Here is an 18,106-nt window from a genome sequence, read left to right as displayed (position 1 = left end):
CAGCCTAGAAGGTCGGCGGCGTGTTGATCCAGATCAGCACGGTTTCGCCGTCGTGGCGGTTGCGCCAGGCGTGGCGGCGGCAGCTTTCGAAATAGAGGCTGTCACCGGGACCTAGATCGTGGAATTCGTGGCCGTCGAGGACCATTTCGATGCGGCCGGAGAGGACGTGGACGAATTCCTCGCCCTCATGCTTGTAGGCGCCGTCGGAGGAGGCGCCGGGCGCGAGCACGAAGCGGTGGCAGTCCATCATGTTGCGCCCGTCGGCCAGCACCTGGATGGTGACGCCGGGAGAGGTCTCGGGCCAGAACTTCCACTCCCCTGCCCGCACGACCGAACGGTTTTCCTGTTCCTCCTCGCCGGAAAGTTTCGAGACGGTCGTGCCGTAATAGTCGGCAAGGTCGTGCAGCACGCGAAAGGTCACGCCCTGCGAGGTGCGCTCGAAGGTGGAGAGCACCGACGTCGCGACGCCGATATCGCCCGCCACCTGGTCGAGCGTCTTGCCGGCGGCATGGCGCAGGCTCCGCAGCTTGCGCCCGACGCCCTGGTGCGCCTCGCCCTCGGAGGACGGAGTATCGTTGGCGGGTTCCTCTGCCTCGAGCGCCTCGCGGATGGCGGCCGGGTTGAGGCCGCGCTCGGTCCTGTACCAGGCAATGCGCTTCAGCCGCGCGACGTCGTCGGCGCTGTACTGGCGATGGCCGGTTTCGGAGCGCCCCGGAACGACGAGGCCCTGCGTTTCCCAAAGCCTGAGCGTGGAGGCCGAAACGCCGGCAAGCCGCGCGGCCTCCGCCACCTTGTAGTGCACCGGTTCTTGCGAACCCATCGCGCCAATCCCTGATTCTGTGTAGTGTTCTCTATAGCATTCCGACGACGGTGGCCGGCTCGAAAAACCGTCGCGTCGCCGCCGTAAAATGCCCGTTGCATTCTTGCAGAAAAAATGTAGGAATTCCACTTGAGACTTGCAGAAAAAATGCAAGTTAATGCGGTTCCGGCAAAGTGCGAGCGTCCGGAACTGCGTGAAAGCTCCATTATCAGAAGCCTCCAGATTCAGGATAGCGCCATGACCGCAACGCCCCTCACAGACCGCAAGAACGCCGCCATCTCGCGCGGCGTCGGCATGACCACGCAGATCTACGCCGACCGTGCGGAGAATGCGGAGATCTGGGACAAGGAAGGCAATCGCTATATCGACTTTGCCGCCGGCATCGCCGTCGTCAACACCGGCCACCGCCATCCGCGCGTCATCGAGGCCGTCAAGAACCAGCTCGACCGTTTCACCCACACCTGCCACCAGGTCGTGCCCTACGAGAACTATGTCGAGCTCGCCGAGCGCCTGAACGCCATCACCCCCGGCAACTTCGCCAAGAAGACGATCTTCGTCACGACCGGCGCGGAAGCTGTCGAGAACGCCGTGAAGATCGCCCGCGCCGCCACCGGCCGGCAGGCCGTCATCGCCTTTTCCGGCGGCTTCCACGGACGCACCTTCATGGGCATGGCGCTGACCGGCAAGGTCGTGCCCTACAAGGTCGGCTTCGGCGCCATGCCGGGCGACGTCTTCCATGCGCCCTTCCCGGTCGAGATGCACGGCACGACCGTCGAGCAGTCGCTCGGCGTGCTGAAGAAGCTCTTTGCCGCCGATGTCGATCCGAACCGCGTCGCGGCGATCATCGTCGAGCCGGTGCAGGGCGAAGGCGGCTTCTATCCGGTTCCCGTCAATTTCATGAAGGCGCTGCGCGAGATCTGCGACCAGCACGGCATCCTGCTCATCGCCGATGAGGTGCAGACCGGCTTTGCCCGCACCGGCAAGCTGTTCGCCATGGAGCACTACGGCATCGCGGCCGACATCATGACCATGGCCAAGGGCCTCGGCGGCGGCTTCCCGATCGCGGCCGTCACCGGCCGCGCGGAGATCATGGACGCGCCCGGCCCGGGCGGCCTCGGCGGCACCTATGCCGGCAGCCCGATCGGCGTTGCGGCGGCTCATGCCGTTCTCGACGTCATCAAGGACGAGGACCTCTGCAACCGCGCCGAAAACCTCGGTGCCCGCCTCAAGCAGCGCCTCGCCTCGCTGCAGGACAAGGTTCCCGAGATCGTCGACATCCGCGGCCCGGGCTTCATGAACGCCGTCGAGTTCAACGACGTTTCGACGAAGCAGCCGAGCGCCGAGTTCGCCAACAAGGTACGCCTGAAGGCCCTCGAAAAAGGCCTGATCCTCTTGACCTGCGGCGTGCACGGCAATGTCATCCGCTTCCTCGCGCCGATCACCATCCAGGACGAGGTGTTCGCCGAAGCGCTCGACATTCTCGAAAGCGCGATGATCGAAGCCCGCGCCGCCTGACCGGCGTCGCGCAACACCGATACACATCCTCCCAAGGCGACACCCGGAGCTCAGCTCCGGGTGAACGGCCTTCCATGTCCGAAAGGAAGGACACCATGGCTTTCTACGATGCGCTCACCCGGCACCTGAAGTCGACCGAATTCCTGCGCGATGCCGGCTATGTCAACGGCAACTGGATCGGCGGCAACGGCGCCGCGACCTTCGACGTCTTCAACCCGGCCACCGGCGAGAAACTCGCGACGCTGCCGGAAATGGGCGCCGGCGAAACGGCCGCGGCCATCGACGCCGCCCATGCGGCGCAGCAGGCCTGGGCCGCCCGCCCGGCCAAGGACCGCAGCACCCTCCTGCGCAAGTGGAACGACCTGATCGTCGCGAACGCGGACGAGCTGGCCGCGATCCTCACCGCCGAAATGGGCAAGCCGCTGCCGGAAGCCAAGGGCGAAATCCTCTACGCCGCCTCCTATGTCGAATGGTATGCGGAAGAGGCTAAGCGCATCAACGGCGAGACGATCCCCGCCCCGTCGATCGACAAGCGCATGCTGGTCATCAAGCAGCCGGTCGGCGTCGTCGGCACGATCACGCCGTGGAACTTCCCGGCCGCGATGATCGCCCGCAAGGTGGCGCCGGCGCTCGCCGTCGGCTGCACGGTGGTCTCCAAGCCGGCCGAGCAGACGCCGCTTTCCGCCATCGCCCTTGCCGTGCTCGCCGAAAAGGCCGGCCTTCCCGCAGGCGTCTTCAACATCATCCTCGGCACGGACGGCCCGGCGATCGGCAAGGAGCTCTGCTACAATCCGAAGGTCCGGAAAATCTCCTTCACGGGCTCGACGGAGGTCGGCCGCATCCTGATGCGCCAGTGCTCCGACCAGATCAAGAAGGTGAGCCTGGAACTCGGCGGCAATGCGCCCTTCATCGTCTTCGACGACGCGAATATCGACGCGGCCGTGGAAGGGGCCATGGCCTCGAAATATCGCAATGCGGGCCAGACCTGCGTGTGCGCCAACCGTCTCTATGTGCAGTCGAACGTCTATGACGTCTTTGCCGAGAAGCTGGCGAAGAAGGTCGCCGAGCTTTCGGTCGGCGACGGCTTCGACAAGGGCACGACCATCGGCCCGCTGATCGAGGAAGCCGCGATCGACAAGGTCGAGGCGCACATCGCCGATGCCGTCTCCAAGGGCGCCTCGGTGGTGGCCGGCGGCAAGCGCGTCGAGGGCAAGGGCACATTCTTCCAGCCGACCGTGCTGAAGAACGTCGCCCGCGGCATGACGGTCGCCCGCGAGGAGACCTTCGGTCCGGTCGCCCCGCTCTTCCGCTTCGATACCGTCGAGGACGTGATCGAGCAGGCGAACGACACCGAATTCGGCCTTGCCGCCTACTTCTTCGCCGGTGACCTCAAGAAGGTCTGGAAGGTGGCGGAAGCGCTGGAATACGGCATGGTCGGCGTCAATACCGGCCTCATCTCCTCCGAGGCCGCGCCCTTCGGCGGCATCAAGCAGTCCGGTCTCGGCCGCGAGGGCTCCGCCCATGGCGCCGACGATTATCTCGAACTGAAATATGTCTGCATGGGCGACGTCGCCTGATGACACCGGATCGCCCCGCGTCAGCGGGGCGGTCCTCATGCGGTCTCGATATCCGTCTGCGGAAAGTCGTCGCCCTTGTAGAGCAGCGGGACGTCGAACTGTCTTGCGCAGGCATAGGCAAAGCAGTCGCCGAAGTTGAGGCTTGCGGGATGGCGGCCCTTGCCGAAACGTTGATGGACGATGACCGCCAGATCCCCCACGCGTCGATCGATTGGCTCGACCGCGATGGAAAGCAGCGTGAGGAAATCTGTGACGAGCTGAAGCGCGTCGGTCGGCGCTATCTGACGTTCACGGGCCAGCGCGAGGGACGTCTCCCAAACCGCCATGGGTGATGTGTACCGGATGTCTGCCTGTTGAAGCCGCGCCAGAAGTGCATCGGCACCCTCTTCTGAAGCCAGGATCGCAACGAGCGCCGACGCATCGACGAACATCAATTGTCCTCATAGAGACTGTCGATGAAGGCCTTGTCCGCGGGCGGCCCTTTCTTGGGATATTTCGCATCCAGGTCGCGAACGAAGGCCTTGGCCTTCTCGACCAGCGTCGGCTCGCTTTCCGCGCGCTGCAATTCATGCACCAGCGCCTGCCGCACCGCCTCGGTCTTGCTGACCTTGCGCAGCGTGGACAGCCGTTCGGCAAGCCGGACGACCTCCTGGTCCTTGACATAGAGCGGCATGGTATATCCTTCCTCGTTCGAAGGTATATATACCACGCCGGCACCTTGCCTGAAAGATCAGGCCGGCTTCACCGCGTCAGGATGCGCGGCCTGGAAGGCCGGGAGGGCGCGGCAGGTTTCGGCGATGCGCCGCACCCGTTCGAGACCCGACAGGTCGACGCCCCAGCGCTCGGCATTGTAGACCTGCGGGACGAGGCAGAAATCCGCCATGGTGAGCGTGTCGCCATGGCAGAAGGCGCCGGTTGCCGGGGCGTCGAGGAGTTTCTCGACAGCGAGAAGACCCTCGCCGATGAATTTCTTCATCCAGTCGACGCGGGTCTCCTCCCCTCCCCCCGTGAGCGTCATGACATGGCCGATGACACCCGTGTTGCAGACGGCGTGGATTTCCATGGCGATGGCATAGGAGAGCGTGCGCACCCGCTGCCGGCCGAGCGGATCGGCGGGCAGGAAACGCGCCTCGGGGCGCGTTTCGGCGAGGTATTCGATGATCGCCAGCGACTGCGTCAGCGTGTGCCCGTCGATCGACAGCGCCGGCACGAGGCCCTGCGGGTTGCGGGCGCGGTGCTCCGGCGACCGTTGCTGTCCGGCCAGAAGGTCGATGGACTTGCGCCGATAGGCAAGACCGAGGCTTTCCAGCGCGATGCGCACGCGATAGCTGGCGGAGGACCGCCAGTAGTCGTAGAGGATGATCTCGTCCTGCACCGGCTCAGTCCTTCTCGTACCGTTCGACGGTCTGCTCGATCGCGCCGAAGATCGAATGGCCCGCCTTGTCCTTCATCTCGATGCGCACGGTGTCGCCGAACTTCATGAAGGGGGTCTTGGGCGCGCCGGACGTGATCGTCTCGATGGTGCGGATTTCGGCGATGCAGGAATAGCCCGCCCCGCCTTCGGCGACCGGCTTGCCGGGGCCGCCGTCGAGCTTGTTGGAAACGGTGCCGGAACCGATGATCGAGCCGGCGACGAGCGGCCGGGTCCTGGCGGCATGGGCAACGAGCTCGGCGAAATCGAAGGTCATGTCGACGCCGGCATCGGCCCTGCCGAAAGGCTTGCCGTTCAGCGAGACGAGGAGCGGCAGGTGCAGCCGGCCGCCGTCCCAGGCCTCGCCCAGTTCGTCGGGCGTGACCGCGACCGGCGAGAAGGCCGAGGAGGGTTTGGACTGGAAGAAGCCGAATCCCTTGGCGAGCTCGCCCGGGATGAGGCCGCGCAGCGAGACGTCGTTGACGAGCATGACGAGCTTGATCGCCTGCCGCGCCTCCTCGACGCTCGCTCCCATCGGCACGTCGTCAACGATGACGGCGATCTCGCCCTCCATGTCGATGCCGAAGGCTTCGTCCGCCGCAAGGATCGGGTCCCGCGGTCCGAGGAAGCTGTCGGAGCCGCCCTGGTACATCAGCGGATCGGTCCAGAAGCTTTCCGGCATCTCGGCATTGCGCGCCTTGCGCACCAGTTCGACATGGTTGACATAGGCCGAGCCGTCCGCCCACTGGTAGGCGCGCGGCAGCGGCGAGGCGGCGTCGTGCTCGTGGAAGCGGGCGGTCGGCTGCGAGCCGGTCTCAAGCCCCTCGGCGACCCTTTCCAGCCGCGGCGCGACGTGTTCCCAGTCATCCAGCGCATCCTGCAGGGTGCGGGCGATGTGCCCCACTTCCGAGCAGCGCGTCAGGTCGCGCGAGACGACGACCAGACGGCCGTCGCGGGTGGAATTTTTCAGTGTCGCAAGCTTCATGCGTCCTACTCCCGATCTTGTTTCCGGCCGTGCGATCGTGTCATCTACCGGCCGCCTGTCTCCACCCTCGTGCGCCGGTCGTGCCGGCGCATCGCATTTCCGAGGAAATCCCGTCTTGAACCGTACGGTGCTGAATTCCCTGCTGCTGGCCGCCGGCTTCATCGGCGCGACGGCCATCATCCTTTATACGATGGGTCAGCCGCTCATCTGCAAGTGCGGATATGTCAAACTCTGGCATGGCGTGGTGATTTCTTCGGAAAACTCGCAGCATCTGTCCGACTGGTACACGCCGAGCCATATTATCCACGGCATCCTGTTCTTCGGCCTCTTCACGCTGATCCTGAGGAAGGCGAGCCTCAACCTCCGGCTTGCCCTTTCGCTGGTGCTGGAATGCGCCTGGGAGATTCTCGAAAACACCGACATGATCATCAATCGCTATCGCGAATCGACGATCTCGCTCGACTATTTCGGCGACAGCGTGATCAATTCGAGCGCGGACATCCTCGCCATGGTGGTCGGCTTCTTCCTCGCCGCGCGCCTGCCCGTCTGGGCCAGCGTCGCGATCATCATCGTCTTCGAGGCGACAACCACCTGGCTCATCCGCGATGGCCTGGCGCTCAACATCCTGATGCTCGTCTGGCCGCTGGAGGCGGTGAAGGCCTGGCAGGGCGGGTGACGTCATTTGATGCCAGGCGTGCCGTCGAACCTGCGCTCCAGCCCATCCCAGCATTCGAGATAGTTGTCCTGCAGGGTCTCCAGCTCGGCCGCGAATCTCGTGAGCTGCTGGGGAAAGCGCGTCTCGAACATGAAGGCCATGGTGTGGTCGAGCTTCACGGGCTTCAGCTCGCTGTTCGAGGCCTTTTCGAAGCCCGTCGCATCCGGCCCGTGCGGCAGCATCATGTTGTGCAGGCTCATGCCGCCGGGCACGAAGCCCTCTTCCTTGGCGTCGTATTGACCATGGATCAACCCCATGAATTCGCTCATGATATTGCGGTGATACCACGGCGGGCGGAAGGTGTGTTCGGCCACCATCCAGCGCGGCGGGAAGATGACGAAATCGATGTTCGCCGTGCCGGCCTCCTCGGTCGGGGCCGTCAGCACGGTGAAGATCGACGGGTCGGGATGGTCGAAGAGGATCGCGCCGACCGGCGAATAGGTCCTGAGGTCGTATTTGAACGGCGTGTAGTTGCCGTGCCAGGCGACGACGTCGAGCGGGGAATGGCCGATCTCGGTGACATAGAACTTGCCGCACCATTTGACGTTGACCCGGCAGGGCGTCTCCTTGTCCTCGTAGGCGGCGACGGGCGTCTTGAAGTCGCGCGGGTTGGCAAGGCAGTTGGCGCCGATCGGCCCGCGGTCCGGCAGGGTGAATTTCGCGCCGTAGTTCTCGCAGACATAGCCGCGCCAGATGTCGCCCTCGCCGATGCGCGAGACCTTGAACATCATGCCGCGCGGGATGAGGCAGATCTCCAGCGGCTCGACATCCATGATGCCCATCTCGGTGAAGATGCGGACGGCGCCGAGCTGCGGCACGACCAGGAGCTCGCCGTCGGCATTGAAGAAGTAGTCGTCCACCATGTCGGCATTGAACGTATAGGCATGCGCGGCCATGCCGACCTGGGTCAGCACGTCGCCGGCCGTCGTCATGGTGCGGATCCCCTCAAGGAAGTTCTGCGTCTCGGCCGGTGCCGGCAGCGGATTCCAGCGCAGCTGGCCGAGCGGCAGGGAATGGTCGTCTAGGCAGGGCGCCGTCTTCCAGTGCGGGTAGCTGGCATTGGAGAAGCGACGGGTGTGGCGCACGCTCGGGCGGATGCGGTAGAGCCAGGAGCGTTCGTTGGTGCCGCGCGGGGCGGTGAAGGGCGAGCCGGAAAGCTGCTCGGCATAAAGGCCGTATTCGCATTTCTGGGGGCTGTTCTGGCCCTGCGGCAGGGCACCGGGGAGCGCTTCCGTCTCGAAGTCGTTGCCGAAGCCCGGCATGTATTTCAGGCTGTTGGCGGCGTGATCCGGCATGGCTAATCCTCCTCCTGCAAGGCGCTTGTCCTCAAGTGGTTGCAGATGTAACTGTCCATTTTGTAACCATCAAGGCATGCCATGGACTTCAAGCTCGAAACATTCCTGCCCTACCGGCTCAACCTCGCGGCCGAGCTGGTCAGCCAGCGCTTTGCCGCGCAATACCGCGCGCGCTATCGCATGACGCGGCCGGAATGGCGGGCGCTCGCCGCGCTCGGCTCCTACGGGCGCATGACGGCGACGGAGATCGGCGCCAATTCCAGCATGCACAAGACGAAGGTGTCGCGGGCCGTACGGGCGCTGGAGGAAAAGCGCTGGCTGAAGCGCAGCGAGGACCTGGACGACCGCCGGATCGAGCATCTGGAGCTGACGCCGGCGGGACGGCGCATCTATGGCGAGATGGTCGTGCTGGCGCACGACTACGAGCGGGACCTTGTCGGGCTTCTGGGAGCCGGCGGCCTGCGGCAACTGGAGGCGGGCCTTGCGGCCATCGAGGCGAAGCTGGCGGTACCGGCACGCCGCCGCGCGCCAAAGGACTGACGATCCATCAATCCCGTGAAACGATCGGGCAGGATCGATTCATATCTTTCGTTGGACGAGGATTCGCGGCTTCGGCAGACTCCTTCCATGCCGAAGATACCCCCTGCCCTGCTGCCCACCTATCGTTTTCGCCGCATCGATGCAGCGCGCAACATGGCACGCTTCTACATGCTGTCGCTGGAGCCGACGCTTTTCGGGGAAGTCGCGGTGCTGTGTCATTGGGGGCGCATCGGCAGCCGCGGCCGGCAGGCGCTGAGCCTCTATCCCACCCTGGTGGAGGCGGAGACGATGCTTGCCCGGCAGGTCGCGCTTCGGCGCAAGCGGGGCTACGTCGAGGCGTAACCGGCACGGTTCGGCAAAGCAGCACGCAAAAGAATGAACTTTCTTGGGTTTTCCCCAGCCGAATCGAGTGACGCCGATAGCCGGCAAATGGTCAATAGGGTAAAGTCCGGTTTATGTGGTGCCAGCCCCGTCCCGCGGCTGGCGCGTTAACCCTTTTTGCCTTGCCCTCGAATCAGAATCGCGTCTAAATGCGTTTTAAACCTGCAAATGGGTTTGAAATCGCATTTTGAGATTCTCGATATGAATATGGCCGCAACGTTCGGACGGGCAATTTCCGAGGTCGATCAACTGATCATCGGACAGGCGCACGAACTGTCAGACAAGCTGAAGCAGCACCGGCTGGAGATGTTTCCTCCCGTCGCACAGAAGAGCCTGCGCCAGTTCCAGCTGAGCGAGGCCGCCCGGTTCCTGGGCGTCACCAGCGGCTACCTGCGCAATCTCTCGCTGGAATCCAAGGGGCCTTTGCCGCAGGTCACGCCCTCCGGCCGCCGGTCCTATTCGGCCGAGCAGTTGCAGGAGATGCGCGAATATCTGGAGCAGAACGGGCGCGGCGGCCAGCGTTACGTGCCGCGCCGGCGCGGCGGCGAGCACCTTCAGGTCATCGCCGTCGTCAACTTCAAGGGCGGCTCCGGCAAGACGACGACGACGGCGCACCTTGCCCAGCATCTCGCGCTCACCGGGCACCGGGTCCTCGCGGTCGATCTCGACCCGCAGGCGAGCCTTTCTGCGGTGCACGGCTTCCAGCCGGAATTCGACGTCAACGAGAACGAGACGCTCTATGGCGCCATCCGCTACGACGACCAGCGGCGGCCGCTGAAGGAGATCATCCGCAAGACGAACTTCCCGGGGCTCGACATCGTGCCGGGCAATCTCGAGCTCATGGAGTTCGAGCACGATACGCCGCGTGTCCTGGCGCAGGGTGACCGGAGCGACTACGGCCGCATCTTCTTCGCGCGGCTCGACGAGGCGTTGTCGTCCGTGGCCGACGACTATGACGTGGTGGTGATCGACTGCCCGCCGCAGCTCGGCTTCCTGACGATGAGCGCGATCTGCGGCGCGACGGCGGTCCTGATCACGGTGCACCCGCAGATGCTGGACGTCATGTCCATGTGCCAGTTCCTGCAGATGCTGGGCGAGGTACTGAACACGCTGAAGAGCGCGGGCGGCAACATGAACCTCGACTGGCTGCGCTACCTCGTCACCCGCTATGACCCGGCCGACGGGCCGCAGACCCAGATGGTCGCCTTCATGCGCTCGCTGTTCAAGCAGCATGTCCTGACCAATCCGATGGTGCGAAGCGTCGCCATCGCCGATGCGGCGCTGACCAACCAGACGCTCTACGAGGTCGACCGGAGCCAGTTCACGCGTGCCACCTATGACCGAGCGCTCGAATCCCTGGAGGCGGTCAATGCGGAGATCGTCGAACTGATCCACAAGGCATGGGGGCGTTGACCATGGCGCGCAAGAACGTTCTTTCCAACCTGATGTCGCCGGCCTCGGAAAAGTTGACGCCGGTAAACCCCGTCAATGACGAGCCGCGCCAGCACGTGACCTACAAGGGCATCGGCGCGCTCGGCGCCGTCACGCGCAGCATCGATGCGCTGGCCGCCAAGGCGGATGCGGCGAAGGAAATCGAGGCGAAGCTGACGGCCGGCGAGGTCGTCATCGAGCTCGAGCCGGACCAGATCGAGGAATCCTTCATCTCCGACCGTCTCGTTCATTCGGACGAGCAGTTCCGCGAACTGGTCGAGGCGATGCGCGTGCGCGGGCAGGATTCGCCGATCCTCGTGCGTCCGCACCCGACGAAGAGCGGCATCTACCAGATCGCCTTCGGCCACCGCCGCGCCAAGGCCGCCCGCCTGCTCGGGCGGCCCGTCCGCGCTGTCGTCAAGGCACTCACCGACCGCGACCATGTCATCGCGCAGGGCCAGGAAAACAGTGCGCGCGCCGATCTTTCCTTCCTCGAACGGGCGACCTTTGCCGGCGAACTGGAGGCGCGCGGCTTCGACCGCGAGACGATCATGGCGGCGCTGAGCGCCGACAAGACGACCGTGTCCAAGATGCTCTCGGTGGTGAACCGCATTCCCAAGGCGGTGCGGGCCGGCATCGGCCCGGCGCTCGCCATCGGCCGCGACCGCTGGCACGAACTGGCAACCCGCTTCGACGCGCCCGAAAACGAGGACAAGGCGGTGGAATTCCTGGCACGCGAGCGGGTGAAGACCCGGGCGCCGGAGGATCGCTTCAACCTCGTCAGCAGCCATCTTGCCCGCAAGGAGGCGCCGGAGGCCGTTGCCAGGCCTGCGCCGGCCGAGTGGGTGCGCAAGGATGGCCCCGTGCGCGCCAGCATCAAGACCACCGGCCGCCAGTACACGATTGCGCTGAAATCCGCGGACGCCGCGGCATTCGGCGCCTACATAACCCAGAACCTGGACCGTCTCTACGAGGCGTTCCGGACGGAAAATGCACAGAAATCAGGAGATTGATCCGCAAAAGAAAAAGGCCCCCTCAACGTTACCGTCGCGGAAGCCCTTCTCATCGTTTAGCAGCCTGAGAATCGCACTTCCCCGAATCACAGTCAAGCCTTTTTGGCGCCGGTTCCGGTGATGGGGTCTCTTTTGCCTGTTGAAAGGTGAAGAGACATGGAGACGGACGGCATAACGACGCCCTTCGGGCGGCGGGCGATGACGCTTGGCATGCTCGCAAGCCAGGCGATCGCAAAGACAGTCCCGCCGGATGCGAGCGTGGACAAGTGGAAACTGTACCGCTGGCTTTGCGAAGCGCGGCCGAAGCTGGGCATCAGCGACCGGGCGCTTTCGGTGCTGAATGCGCTGATGAGCTTCTACCCGAAGGCCGATCTCCTCGGCAGCGACGGGCTGGTGGTGTTTCCCTCCAACGCCCAGCTCTCGCTGCGCACGCATGGCATGGCGGAGACGACGCTGCGCCGGCATCTCGCCGCGCTCGTGGAAAGCGGCCTCCTCACGCGACGCGACAGCCCGAACGGCAAGCGCTACGTGCGGCGCGACCAGCAGGGGTCGATCGACGAGGCCTTCGGCTTTTCGCTGGCCCCGCTGCTCGCCCGTGCCGAGGAAATCGAGCAGCTTGCCGCCGAGGTGGTCGCCGACCGCCTGTTGCTGCAACGGCTGCGCGAACGCGTGACGCTCATGCGCCGAGACATTGCCAAGCTGATCGAGACTGCGCTGGAAGACAGCCTTCCAGGCGACTGGATGCGGTATGAGACGGATTTCCGCGTGCTTGTCACCGCCCTGCCGCGCGTGCCGACGCCGGAAAATCTGACACCGGCCCTTTCTTCCCTCGAAGCGCTGCGTGCGGAAATCGTCAAGCATCTGGAACAACAGATTATTCTGCAAAAACCGGCGGGCAATGCCGGCCAAACTGAGCGGCACAAACAGAATTCAAAACCCGACTCATCTTCTGACTTTGAACCTAGCTTCGAAACGAAGCAGGGTCGCGATGGCGAGACCAGACGGGAAGAGCTGGCTGGGGACGACGGCAGTGGGGATGAAAAGAGGAACGGGCGCTATTCGCAATGGCCCGTGGACCTGCCGACCCCGGCAAAAGGGGTTCATCCACAGCCGGCGAATATTTCGGATGCGCTCAAACCCTATCCGCTGGGCCTTGTGCTGCAAGCCTGCCCGGAAATCGTGGCTTTCGGCCCGGGCGGCGCGATTTCAAGCTGGCGCGATCTGATGACGGCGGCCGTGGTGGTGCGCTCGATGCTGGCGGTCAGCGCCTCGGCCTATGAGAATGCCTGCGCGATCCTCGGGCCGGAGAATGCGGCGACGGTCATCGCCTGCATTCTCGAGCGGGCCGGGCATATCAACTCGGCGGGCGGTTATCTGCGCGACCTCACCCGCCGGGCGGAACGCGGCGAGTTTTCGCTCGGGCCGATGCTGATGGCGCTCGTCCGGGCAAATGAGAAACCGGCGCGGCAGGTGGGGTGACGATGTCATGGCGGCACAGGAAATTCACTTTGGAAACCGGGCATTAACCATGGCCTCCCTAATCATGGGGGAAAGACAAGGAAGCCCGAATCAATGCCCCCAGTTGCCGCGATCCAGCCGCGCCGCCGTTCCGTTGCCAACGAGAATGGACCGGTCGTCCCGTTTCCTGCCGAACGCCGTACGGCGCATGTTCGCCGCTGCGCCGGAGAACTGGACGGCCTGCATGGCGAGGAGGCACGGCTCTATTGGCTGAAGGTATGCCGTGAACTTGCGGTCGAACTGCAGAAGCTCGGATCGAGCGAAAACCAGGCCCGGGCCGCCGTCTTCGCCTTCCAGGACGAGGTGCAGCAGGAACTCATGCGCCTGCACCAGGCCGACGAGGCCTGATTTCAGATAAGCCCGGAAGCCGTTCCGGCAAGGCCGAGCGAGAAGACGCCGAGGCAGACCGCCGCAACGCGGTAGACCAGCTGCGGCGAGAGGACCGGCGCGCGGCCGATAAGACTGCCGAGAACGAGGAAGCTCGTGCCGGCGCCGGCAACCAGGAGGCTGAACAGCCCGATGGCCGGCGCGATCTGCGCGAGCGTACCATGCGGCATGATGACGAGACCGATGATCGGCGCCTTCGGATTGAGAACCGTCGTCAGGAAAACCTGGCCGACCGTCACCGGTGACGACGTGTTGCTGTTCTCCTGAACAGCCGAAACGCGCCAAAGCCGGACGGCGAGGAACAGCACCCACAAAGCGGCCGCAAGGCGGAGAGCATTGGCAAGAGCCGGCCTTCCCTCCAGGAGCGAAGCGGCAATGGTCGCCAGCGGCACGACGACCACGAGATAGCCCGCAAGCTCCCCGACGAGCAGCGGAAGGCTTGACCGGAACCCCCGGGCGGCGGCGCCGACCGTCAGCAATGTATTGGTCGGCCCGGGCGTGAGCAGGAGCGCGAGAATGGCGAAGACGAAAAAGCTGTCCGGCATGAGAATCCCACGGGCAGGAATGGTCTGGTCGGTTCCACCCTAGGGTCTTCCTGCACCGCGGCCTTGATCTCCGTCAAGAGCGGGGCATCTTTCCCGGCGGACGAAGTCCGGGTAAGGATCGTCCCTCAACCATGTGAGGGAGAGGACGATGACGGAGACGATCGCGGACGACATTCGCCGGCTGGAGGAGCAGGAACGTCTTCTTCGGTTCAGCCGGTTCAGCCCGGACGACGCCTGGGCGCTCGGCAACCGGCTGCGCGAAACGGCGCTTGCGCGCGGCGCCGGCATCGCTATCGACATTTCCCTGCGTGACCGGGCGCTGTTCCATTGCGCCCTCCCCGGCACCTCGACAGATAACGCCGAGTGGATCCGTCGCAAGCGCAACACCGTGCTGCGGCTCTGGCATTCCTCCTATCTCGTCGGCCGGCGGCTGGCCCTGTCCGGACGGGACCAGGGGGATGCGCACAATCTTTCCCTCGCCGACTTCGCGGTGCATGGCGGCGGCTTTCCGATCTTCGTCGCCGATCTCGGCTGCGTCGGCGCGGTCACCGTCTCCGGCGTGCCGCAGCGCATCGATCATGCCATCGTCACCGATGCGATCGCCGGCTTCCTGAACATCGACCTTGGCGACAGCCGGTTGCCGGACTAGCGACCCCTCCCCTCCCCTCTAGGAAAGACGCGCCCGGCTCAGTAGGATGGGCCGCGGCCATTCGGCCGCAGGGAAGCGGAGAGGAGCCGTCGTTCCGTGAAATTGCGTCATGCCCTGGCCTTCGTGATCCTGCCGATCCTCGTGGTGCTCACCATCCTGCAAGGCGGCGCGCTGCTGACCCGCAGCTATATGAACGAAGCCTCCTTGCAGGCCGGCACGACGCTTCGTCTTGCGGTTGCAGCGCTCGGCGGGCACCTCAGCCGCTACGAGCCCCTGCCCGCGCTGATCGCCGATCACGACGATATCGAAGCCTTGCTCCAATCGCCGGCCGACCCGGACCTGCACCGAACTGCCAACCAATATCTCAAGGAGATCAATGGCCTGCTGGAGTCGTCCGACATCTATGTCATGACACCGGACGGCAATACGATCGCCGCCAGCAATTACGAAGCGCCCGGCACCTTCATCGGCCAGAATTTCGACTATCGTCCTTATTTCCAGGAGGCGATCGCCGGCCAGCAGGCGCGGTTCTACGCGCTCGGCACGACATCGCTGAAGCGGGGCTACTATTTCTCCTCGCCGGTGGAAGTCGGCGGCACGATCCTTGGCGTCATCGTCTTCAAGGTCGACATCGACACCATCGAGGCCTCATGGCGCGGCGGTGAATACGAGATCTTCGTCGCCGATCCCGAGGGCATCATCTTCATGACGGGGAACGAGACATGGCTCTATAACGGCATTCTCCCGCTCGATGCCCCTCGCCTCGCCCGCACCCAGGCCTCCCGCCGCTATGCCGAGGCCGAATTGAAGCCGCTGCCCGTTGCCGAAAGTGTTTACTACGGTCAACATCTGATGCGGATCGCCAGCGAAGGCGCGACGCGGGAATATCTCCGGCTCTCGCACTACATGCCCGAGGCGGATTGGACCGTGAACGTGCTGCTCGACACGGCCTCGGTGCGCGCGCAGGCCCGCACCACCCTCATCGCCATCCTGCTGTTCATTTGCCTTGCCGGCCTGGGGCTTGCCGTGCTCTGGCAGCGCCGCGCCCGCGTCGTGGAGCGGCTGCGCCTGCAGGAGGAAGCCCGCAACGAGCTGGAGCATCGCGTCGCGGAGCGCACCGCCGACCTCGCCCGCGTCAATGAACAGATCGAGCTCGAAATCGCCGAGCGGCGGCTGACCGAGCAGGAACTGCGCAAGACCCAGGCCGACCTCATCCAGGCCGGAAAGCTTGCCGGCCTCGGCCAGATGTCGGCCGCCCTCTCCCACGAATTCAACCAGCCGCTCGCCGCGGCGAAAACCTATGCGGACAGCGCGGCCCTGCTGATCGATCGCGGCCGCGTGCCGGAGGCGCAGGACAATGTGCGCCGCATCTCCGCCCTCGTCGACCGCATGGCTTCCATAAGCCGCCACTTACGCAATTTCGCCCGCAAGCCGAATGAGAAACTCGGAGCGGTCCCCCTGCCCGACGTCATCGCGGACACGATGGAGATCGTCACTCCGCGGCTGAAGGCGGCGGATGCGGATCTGGCGATCGAGCTCGACGAACAGGCCTTCATCGTCCGTGCCGGCCCGGTCCGCCTGCAGCAGGTGCTTGTCAACATCATCAGCAACGCGGCCGACGCCGTCGAGGGGCTGGATGACCGGCGGATCCGGCTTTCCGCGCGGCGGGAGGGCGACCTGGTCGTCATCGAGGTGCGTGATCACGGGCCCGGCGTCCCGGCCGCAATCGCCGACCGCATCTTCGATCCCTTCTTCACGACCAAGGGCGTGGGCAAGGGACTCGGCTTGGGCCTTTCGATTTCCTACAATATTATCAAGGACTTCGGCGGAAACCTCTCCGTCACGAACCATCCTGACGGTGGCGCCGTCTTCCGCATCGTGCTCGACGTGGCGGCCCGTGCGCAGGAGGCGGCCGAATGAGCGGGCCGCGCATCCTGCTGATCGACGACGAAGAGGAGATGCGGCGGTCCTCGGCGCAGGCCCTGGAGCTGTTCGACCTGACGGTGGATACCTTCGCCAGTGCGGAGCCGGTGCTGGAGCTCATCGGCTATGCTTTCGATGGCGTGGTGGTCAGCGATATCCGCATGCCGGGCATGGACGGCATGACGCTGCTGCAGCGCATCCGCGAGGTGGACCCGGAGGTGCCGGTCATTCTGGTGACCGGGCATGCGGATGTGCAGCTCGCGGTCAGCGCCATGCGGGCCGGCGTCTACGACTTCCTGGAAAAGCCGTTCACGGCGCAGCACCTCGCCGGCATCATCCGCCGTGCGATGGACCGCCGCAGCCTGGTGCTGGAGAACCGCCGCCTGCGCGCGGTCGCCGGCAAGCGGGACGATATCGAGGCCCGGCTGCCGGGGCGGACGCAGGTCATGGTGGACCTGCGCTACAGGCTGCGGGCGATCGGCGCGACGGATGCCGACACGCTCATCATCGGCGAGACCGGCGTGGGCAAGGAGGTGGTGGCGCGCGCGCTGCACGATATCAGCGCCCGGGCGAACCGTCCCTTCATCGCCATCAACTGCGCGGCCCTGCCGGAGAACCTGATCGAGAGCGAGCTTTTCGGCCATGAGGCGGGGGCATTTCCCGGCGCCCTGCGGCCGCGGTTCGGCAAGTTCGAGCACGGGCGCGGCGGCACGATCCTGCTGGACGAGATCGGCTCCATGCCCTTCGACCTGCAGGCGAAGTTCCTGCGCGTGCTGCAGGAACGCGTCATCACCCGCCTCGGCTCCAACGAGCCCGTGCCGCTCGATGTTCGCTTCATCGCGACCAGCAAGGTGGACCTGGCGGCGGAGGTGGCGGCCGGGCGCTTCCGGGCGGACCTCCTCTACAGGCTCAATGTCGCGACGCTGCATGTGCCTTCGCTGGCGCAGCGCCGGGCCGACATCCCCCTGCTCTTCCTCCAGCTTGTGCGCGAGGCGGCGGCGCGTTACGGCCGCAGCGATATCGACGTGCCGCCGGAGTTGACGGCGGACATTGCCGGCCGGAGCTGGCCGGGCAATGTGCGGGAGCTGCGCAATTTCGCCGATCGCCTCGTGCTGGGGCTGGACACGGCGCCGGATGAAGCCGCTCCTGAAGCCGGCCCGCAACGCCTCGCGGACAAGGTCGCGGCCTATGAGCGGGGGCTGATCGCCTCGGCGCTGGCAGCCCACGGCGGTAGCTTGAAGCCGGTTTACGAGCAGCTTGGCGTCTCCCGCAAGACGCTTTACGAGAAGATGCAGAAGTACGGACTGGATAAAAACCTGGGTTCCAGCCTGCTTCAGGACGACTTTTGAGGGGCAGATGGGTGGAATTCCACCCATCGCTGCGCCACTTTGTTCCCGTCTC

At 65.0% G+C, this 18,106-nt stretch carries 19 protein-coding genes; 12 read left to right on the top strand and 7 right to left on the bottom strand.

The window, feature by feature from the left end:
• Positions 1–4 precede the first annotated feature (4 nt).
• On the bottom strand, positions 5–820 hold the full coding sequence (locus AABQ55_RS24870) for a MerR family transcriptional regulator (protein WP_244766150.1): 816 nt from the start codon (positions 818–820) through the stop codon (positions 5–7).
• 237 nt (positions 821–1,057) lie between these two features.
• Here AABQ55_RS24870 and AABQ55_RS24865 point away from each other — a divergent pair, with 237 nt between their 5' ends.
• Both AABQ55_RS24865 and AABQ55_RS24860 read left to right on the top strand, forming a co-directional pair.
• Positions 1,058–2,335 carry a 4-aminobutyrate--2-oxoglutarate transaminase gene (locus AABQ55_RS24865; RefSeq protein ID WP_272808123.1) on the top strand — a complete coding sequence of 426 codons (1,278 nt, stop codon included), beginning with the start codon at positions 1,058–1,060 and terminating at the stop codon, positions 2,333–2,335.
• A gap of 95 nt (positions 2,336–2,430) precedes the next feature.
• Positions 2,431–3,912: an NAD-dependent succinate-semialdehyde dehydrogenase gene (locus tag AABQ55_RS24860; protein WP_272808124.1), complete on the top strand. Its 1,482-nt coding sequence runs from the start codon at positions 2,431–2,433 to the stop codon at positions 3,910–3,912.
• Between the two features lie 35 nt (positions 3,913–3,947).
• Here AABQ55_RS24860 and AABQ55_RS24855 read toward each other — a convergent pair whose 3' ends face one another.
• From AABQ55_RS24855 to AABQ55_RS24840, 4 genes are read right to left on the bottom strand one after another with little or no spacing between them, the layout of a single operon-like run.
• Positions 3,948–4,343, bottom strand: a complete 396-nt coding sequence (locus tag AABQ55_RS24855; RefSeq protein WP_272808125.1) for a type II toxin-antitoxin system VapC family toxin — start codon at positions 4,341–4,343, stop codon at positions 3,948–3,950.
• Complete coding sequence (locus tag AABQ55_RS24850) at positions 4,343–4,585, bottom strand: type II toxin-antitoxin system VapB family antitoxin (protein ID WP_272808126.1); 243 nt, start codon at positions 4,583–4,585, stop codon at positions 4,343–4,345. The genes AABQ55_RS24855 and AABQ55_RS24850 overlap by 1 nt, the downstream gene beginning before the upstream one ends.
• A 57-nt stretch (positions 4,586–4,642) precedes the next feature.
• On the bottom strand, positions 4,643–5,287 hold the full coding sequence (gene maiA / locus AABQ55_RS24845; RefSeq protein ID WP_272808127.1) for a maleylacetoacetate isomerase: 645 nt from the start codon (positions 5,285–5,287) through the stop codon (positions 4,643–4,645).
• Positions 5,288–5,291: 4 nt separating this feature from the next.
• Positions 5,292–6,308 (bottom strand): fumarylacetoacetate hydrolase family protein, encoded by a 1,017-nt coding sequence (locus AABQ55_RS24840; protein ID WP_272808128.1) that lies wholly within the window; start codon positions 6,306–6,308, stop codon positions 5,292–5,294.
• 115 nt (positions 6,309–6,423) lie between these two features.
• On the opposite strand from AABQ55_RS24840, the gene AABQ55_RS24835 reads away from it, so the two are divergent.
• Entirely contained in the window at positions 6,424–6,984 is a 561-nt protein-coding gene (locus AABQ55_RS24835; RefSeq protein WP_338341914.1) for a DUF2585 domain-containing protein, read from the top strand.
• Between the two features lie 2 nt (positions 6,985–6,986).
• Here AABQ55_RS24835 and hmgA read toward each other — a convergent pair whose 3' ends face one another.
• Complete coding sequence (gene hmgA / locus AABQ55_RS24830) at positions 6,987–8,318, bottom strand: homogentisate 1,2-dioxygenase (protein ID WP_272808129.1); 1,332 nt, start codon at positions 8,316–8,318, stop codon at positions 6,987–6,989.
• Between the two features lie 81 nt (positions 8,319–8,399).
• Here hmgA and AABQ55_RS24825 point away from each other — a divergent pair, with 81 nt between their 5' ends.
• From AABQ55_RS24825 to AABQ55_RS24800, 6 genes are all read left to right on the top strand, one after another.
• Complete coding sequence (locus AABQ55_RS24825) at positions 8,400–8,858, top strand: MarR family winged helix-turn-helix transcriptional regulator (protein WP_272808130.1); 459 nt, start codon at positions 8,400–8,402, stop codon at positions 8,856–8,858.
• Between the two features lie 87 nt (positions 8,859–8,945).
• Positions 8,946–9,200: a WGR domain-containing protein gene (locus AABQ55_RS24820; RefSeq protein WP_272808131.1), complete on the top strand. Its 255-nt coding sequence runs from the start codon at positions 8,946–8,948 to the stop codon at positions 9,198–9,200.
• Positions 9,201–9,446: 246 nt separating this feature from the next.
• The gene (gene repA, locus AABQ55_RS24815; RefSeq protein ID WP_398430787.1) at positions 9,447–10,652 is read left to right on the top strand and encodes a plasmid partitioning protein RepA; all 1,206 of its coding nucleotides are present in this window, start codon (positions 9,447–9,449) and stop codon (positions 10,650–10,652) included.
• A 2-nt stretch (positions 10,653–10,654) separates the two neighbouring features.
• Positions 10,655–11,683, top strand: a complete 1,029-nt coding sequence (repB, locus tag AABQ55_RS24810) for a plasmid partitioning protein RepB (protein WP_244766161.1) — start codon at positions 10,655–10,657, stop codon at positions 11,681–11,683.
• A gap of 156 nt (positions 11,684–11,839) precedes the next feature.
• Complete coding sequence (gene repC, locus AABQ55_RS24805) at positions 11,840–13,162, top strand: plasmid replication protein RepC (RefSeq protein ID WP_272807549.1); 1,323 nt, start codon at positions 11,840–11,842, stop codon at positions 13,160–13,162.
• 93 nt (positions 13,163–13,255) lie between these two features.
• Positions 13,256–13,549 (top strand): DUF6074 family protein, encoded by a 294-nt coding sequence (locus tag AABQ55_RS24800; RefSeq protein WP_272807550.1) that lies wholly within the window; start codon positions 13,256–13,258, stop codon positions 13,547–13,549.
• 2 nt (positions 13,550–13,551) lie between these two features.
• On the opposite strand, the gene AABQ55_RS24795 is transcribed toward AABQ55_RS24800, so the two are convergent.
• Positions 13,552–14,133: a LysE family translocator gene (locus AABQ55_RS24795; RefSeq protein WP_272807551.1), complete on the bottom strand. Its 582-nt coding sequence runs from the start codon at positions 14,131–14,133 to the stop codon at positions 13,552–13,554.
• 148 nt (positions 14,134–14,281) lie between these two features.
• Here AABQ55_RS24795 and AABQ55_RS24790 point away from each other — a divergent pair, with 148 nt between their 5' ends.
• The 3 genes from AABQ55_RS24790 to AABQ55_RS24780 all read left to right on the top strand — a co-directional run bounded on the left by AABQ55_RS24790 (position 14,282) and on the right by AABQ55_RS24780 (position 18,054).
• Positions 14,282–14,782 (top strand): heme-degrading domain-containing protein, encoded by a 501-nt coding sequence (locus AABQ55_RS24790; protein WP_272807552.1) that lies wholly within the window; start codon positions 14,282–14,284, stop codon positions 14,780–14,782.
• Between the two features lie 96 nt (positions 14,783–14,878).
• Entirely contained in the window at positions 14,879–16,702 is a 1,824-nt protein-coding gene (locus AABQ55_RS24785; RefSeq protein WP_443021168.1) for a sensor histidine kinase, read from the top strand.
• On the top strand, positions 16,699–18,054 hold the full coding sequence (locus AABQ55_RS24780) for a sigma-54-dependent transcriptional regulator (protein ID WP_272807553.1): 1,356 nt from the start codon (positions 16,699–16,701) through the stop codon (positions 18,052–18,054). Before AABQ55_RS24785 ends, AABQ55_RS24780 begins: the two co-directional genes overlap by 4 nt.
• Positions 18,055–18,106 lie beyond the last annotated feature (52 nt).

This window comes from Shinella sp. WSD5-1 (assembly GCF_963942435.1).
GTDB lineage: Bacteria > Pseudomonadota > Alphaproteobacteria > Rhizobiales > Rhizobiaceae > Shinella > Shinella yambaruensis.
This window is presented reverse-complemented; position numbering and strand designations above follow the sequence as displayed.

Bases quoted from the DNA above. Each gene is read 5' to 3' on its own strand.
- AABQ55_RS24870 (WP_244766150.1), bottom strand. From the start codon at position 820: ATGGGTTCGCAAGAACCGGTGCACTACAAGGTGGCGGAGGCCGCGCGG.
- AABQ55_RS24865 (WP_272808123.1), top strand. From the start codon at position 1,058: ATGACCGCAACGCCCCTCACAGACCGCAAGAACGCCGCCATCTCGCGC.
- AABQ55_RS24860 (WP_272808124.1), top strand. From the start codon at position 2,431: ATGGCTTTCTACGATGCGCTCACCCGGCACCTGAAGTCGACCGAATTC.
- AABQ55_RS24855 (WP_272808125.1), bottom strand. From the start codon at position 4,343: ATGTTCGTCGATGCGTCGGCGCTCGTTGCGATCCTGGCTTCAGAAGAG.
- AABQ55_RS24850 (WP_272808126.1), bottom strand. From the start codon at position 4,585: ATGCCGCTCTATGTCAAGGACCAGGAGGTCGTCCGGCTTGCCGAACGG.
- AABQ55_RS24840 (WP_272808128.1), bottom strand. From the start codon at position 6,308: ATGAAGCTTGCGACACTGAAAAATTCCACCCGCGACGGCCGTCTGGTC.
- hmgA (WP_272808129.1), bottom strand. From the start codon at position 8,318: ATGCCGGATCACGCCGCCAACAGCCTGAAATACATGCCGGGCTTCGGC.
- AABQ55_RS24825 (WP_272808130.1), top strand. From the start codon at position 8,400: ATGGACTTCAAGCTCGAAACATTCCTGCCCTACCGGCTCAACCTCGCG.
- AABQ55_RS24820 (WP_272808131.1), top strand. From the start codon at position 8,946: ATGCCGAAGATACCCCCTGCCCTGCTGCCCACCTATCGTTTTCGCCGC.
- repA (WP_398430787.1), top strand. From the start codon at position 9,447: ATGGCCGCAACGTTCGGACGGGCAATTTCCGAGGTCGATCAACTGATC.
- repB (WP_244766161.1), top strand. From the start codon at position 10,655: ATGGCGCGCAAGAACGTTCTTTCCAACCTGATGTCGCCGGCCTCGGAA.
- repC (WP_272807549.1), top strand. From the start codon at position 11,840: ATGGAGACGGACGGCATAACGACGCCCTTCGGGCGGCGGGCGATGACG.
- AABQ55_RS24800 (WP_272807550.1), top strand. From the start codon at position 13,256: ATGCCCCCAGTTGCCGCGATCCAGCCGCGCCGCCGTTCCGTTGCCAAC.
- AABQ55_RS24795 (WP_272807551.1), bottom strand. From the start codon at position 14,133: ATGCCGGACAGCTTTTTCGTCTTCGCCATTCTCGCGCTCCTGCTCACG.
- AABQ55_RS24790 (WP_272807552.1), top strand. From the start codon at position 14,282: ATGACGGAGACGATCGCGGACGACATTCGCCGGCTGGAGGAGCAGGAA.
- AABQ55_RS24780 (WP_272807553.1), top strand. From the start codon at position 16,699: ATGAGCGGGCCGCGCATCCTGCTGATCGACGACGAAGAGGAGATGCGG.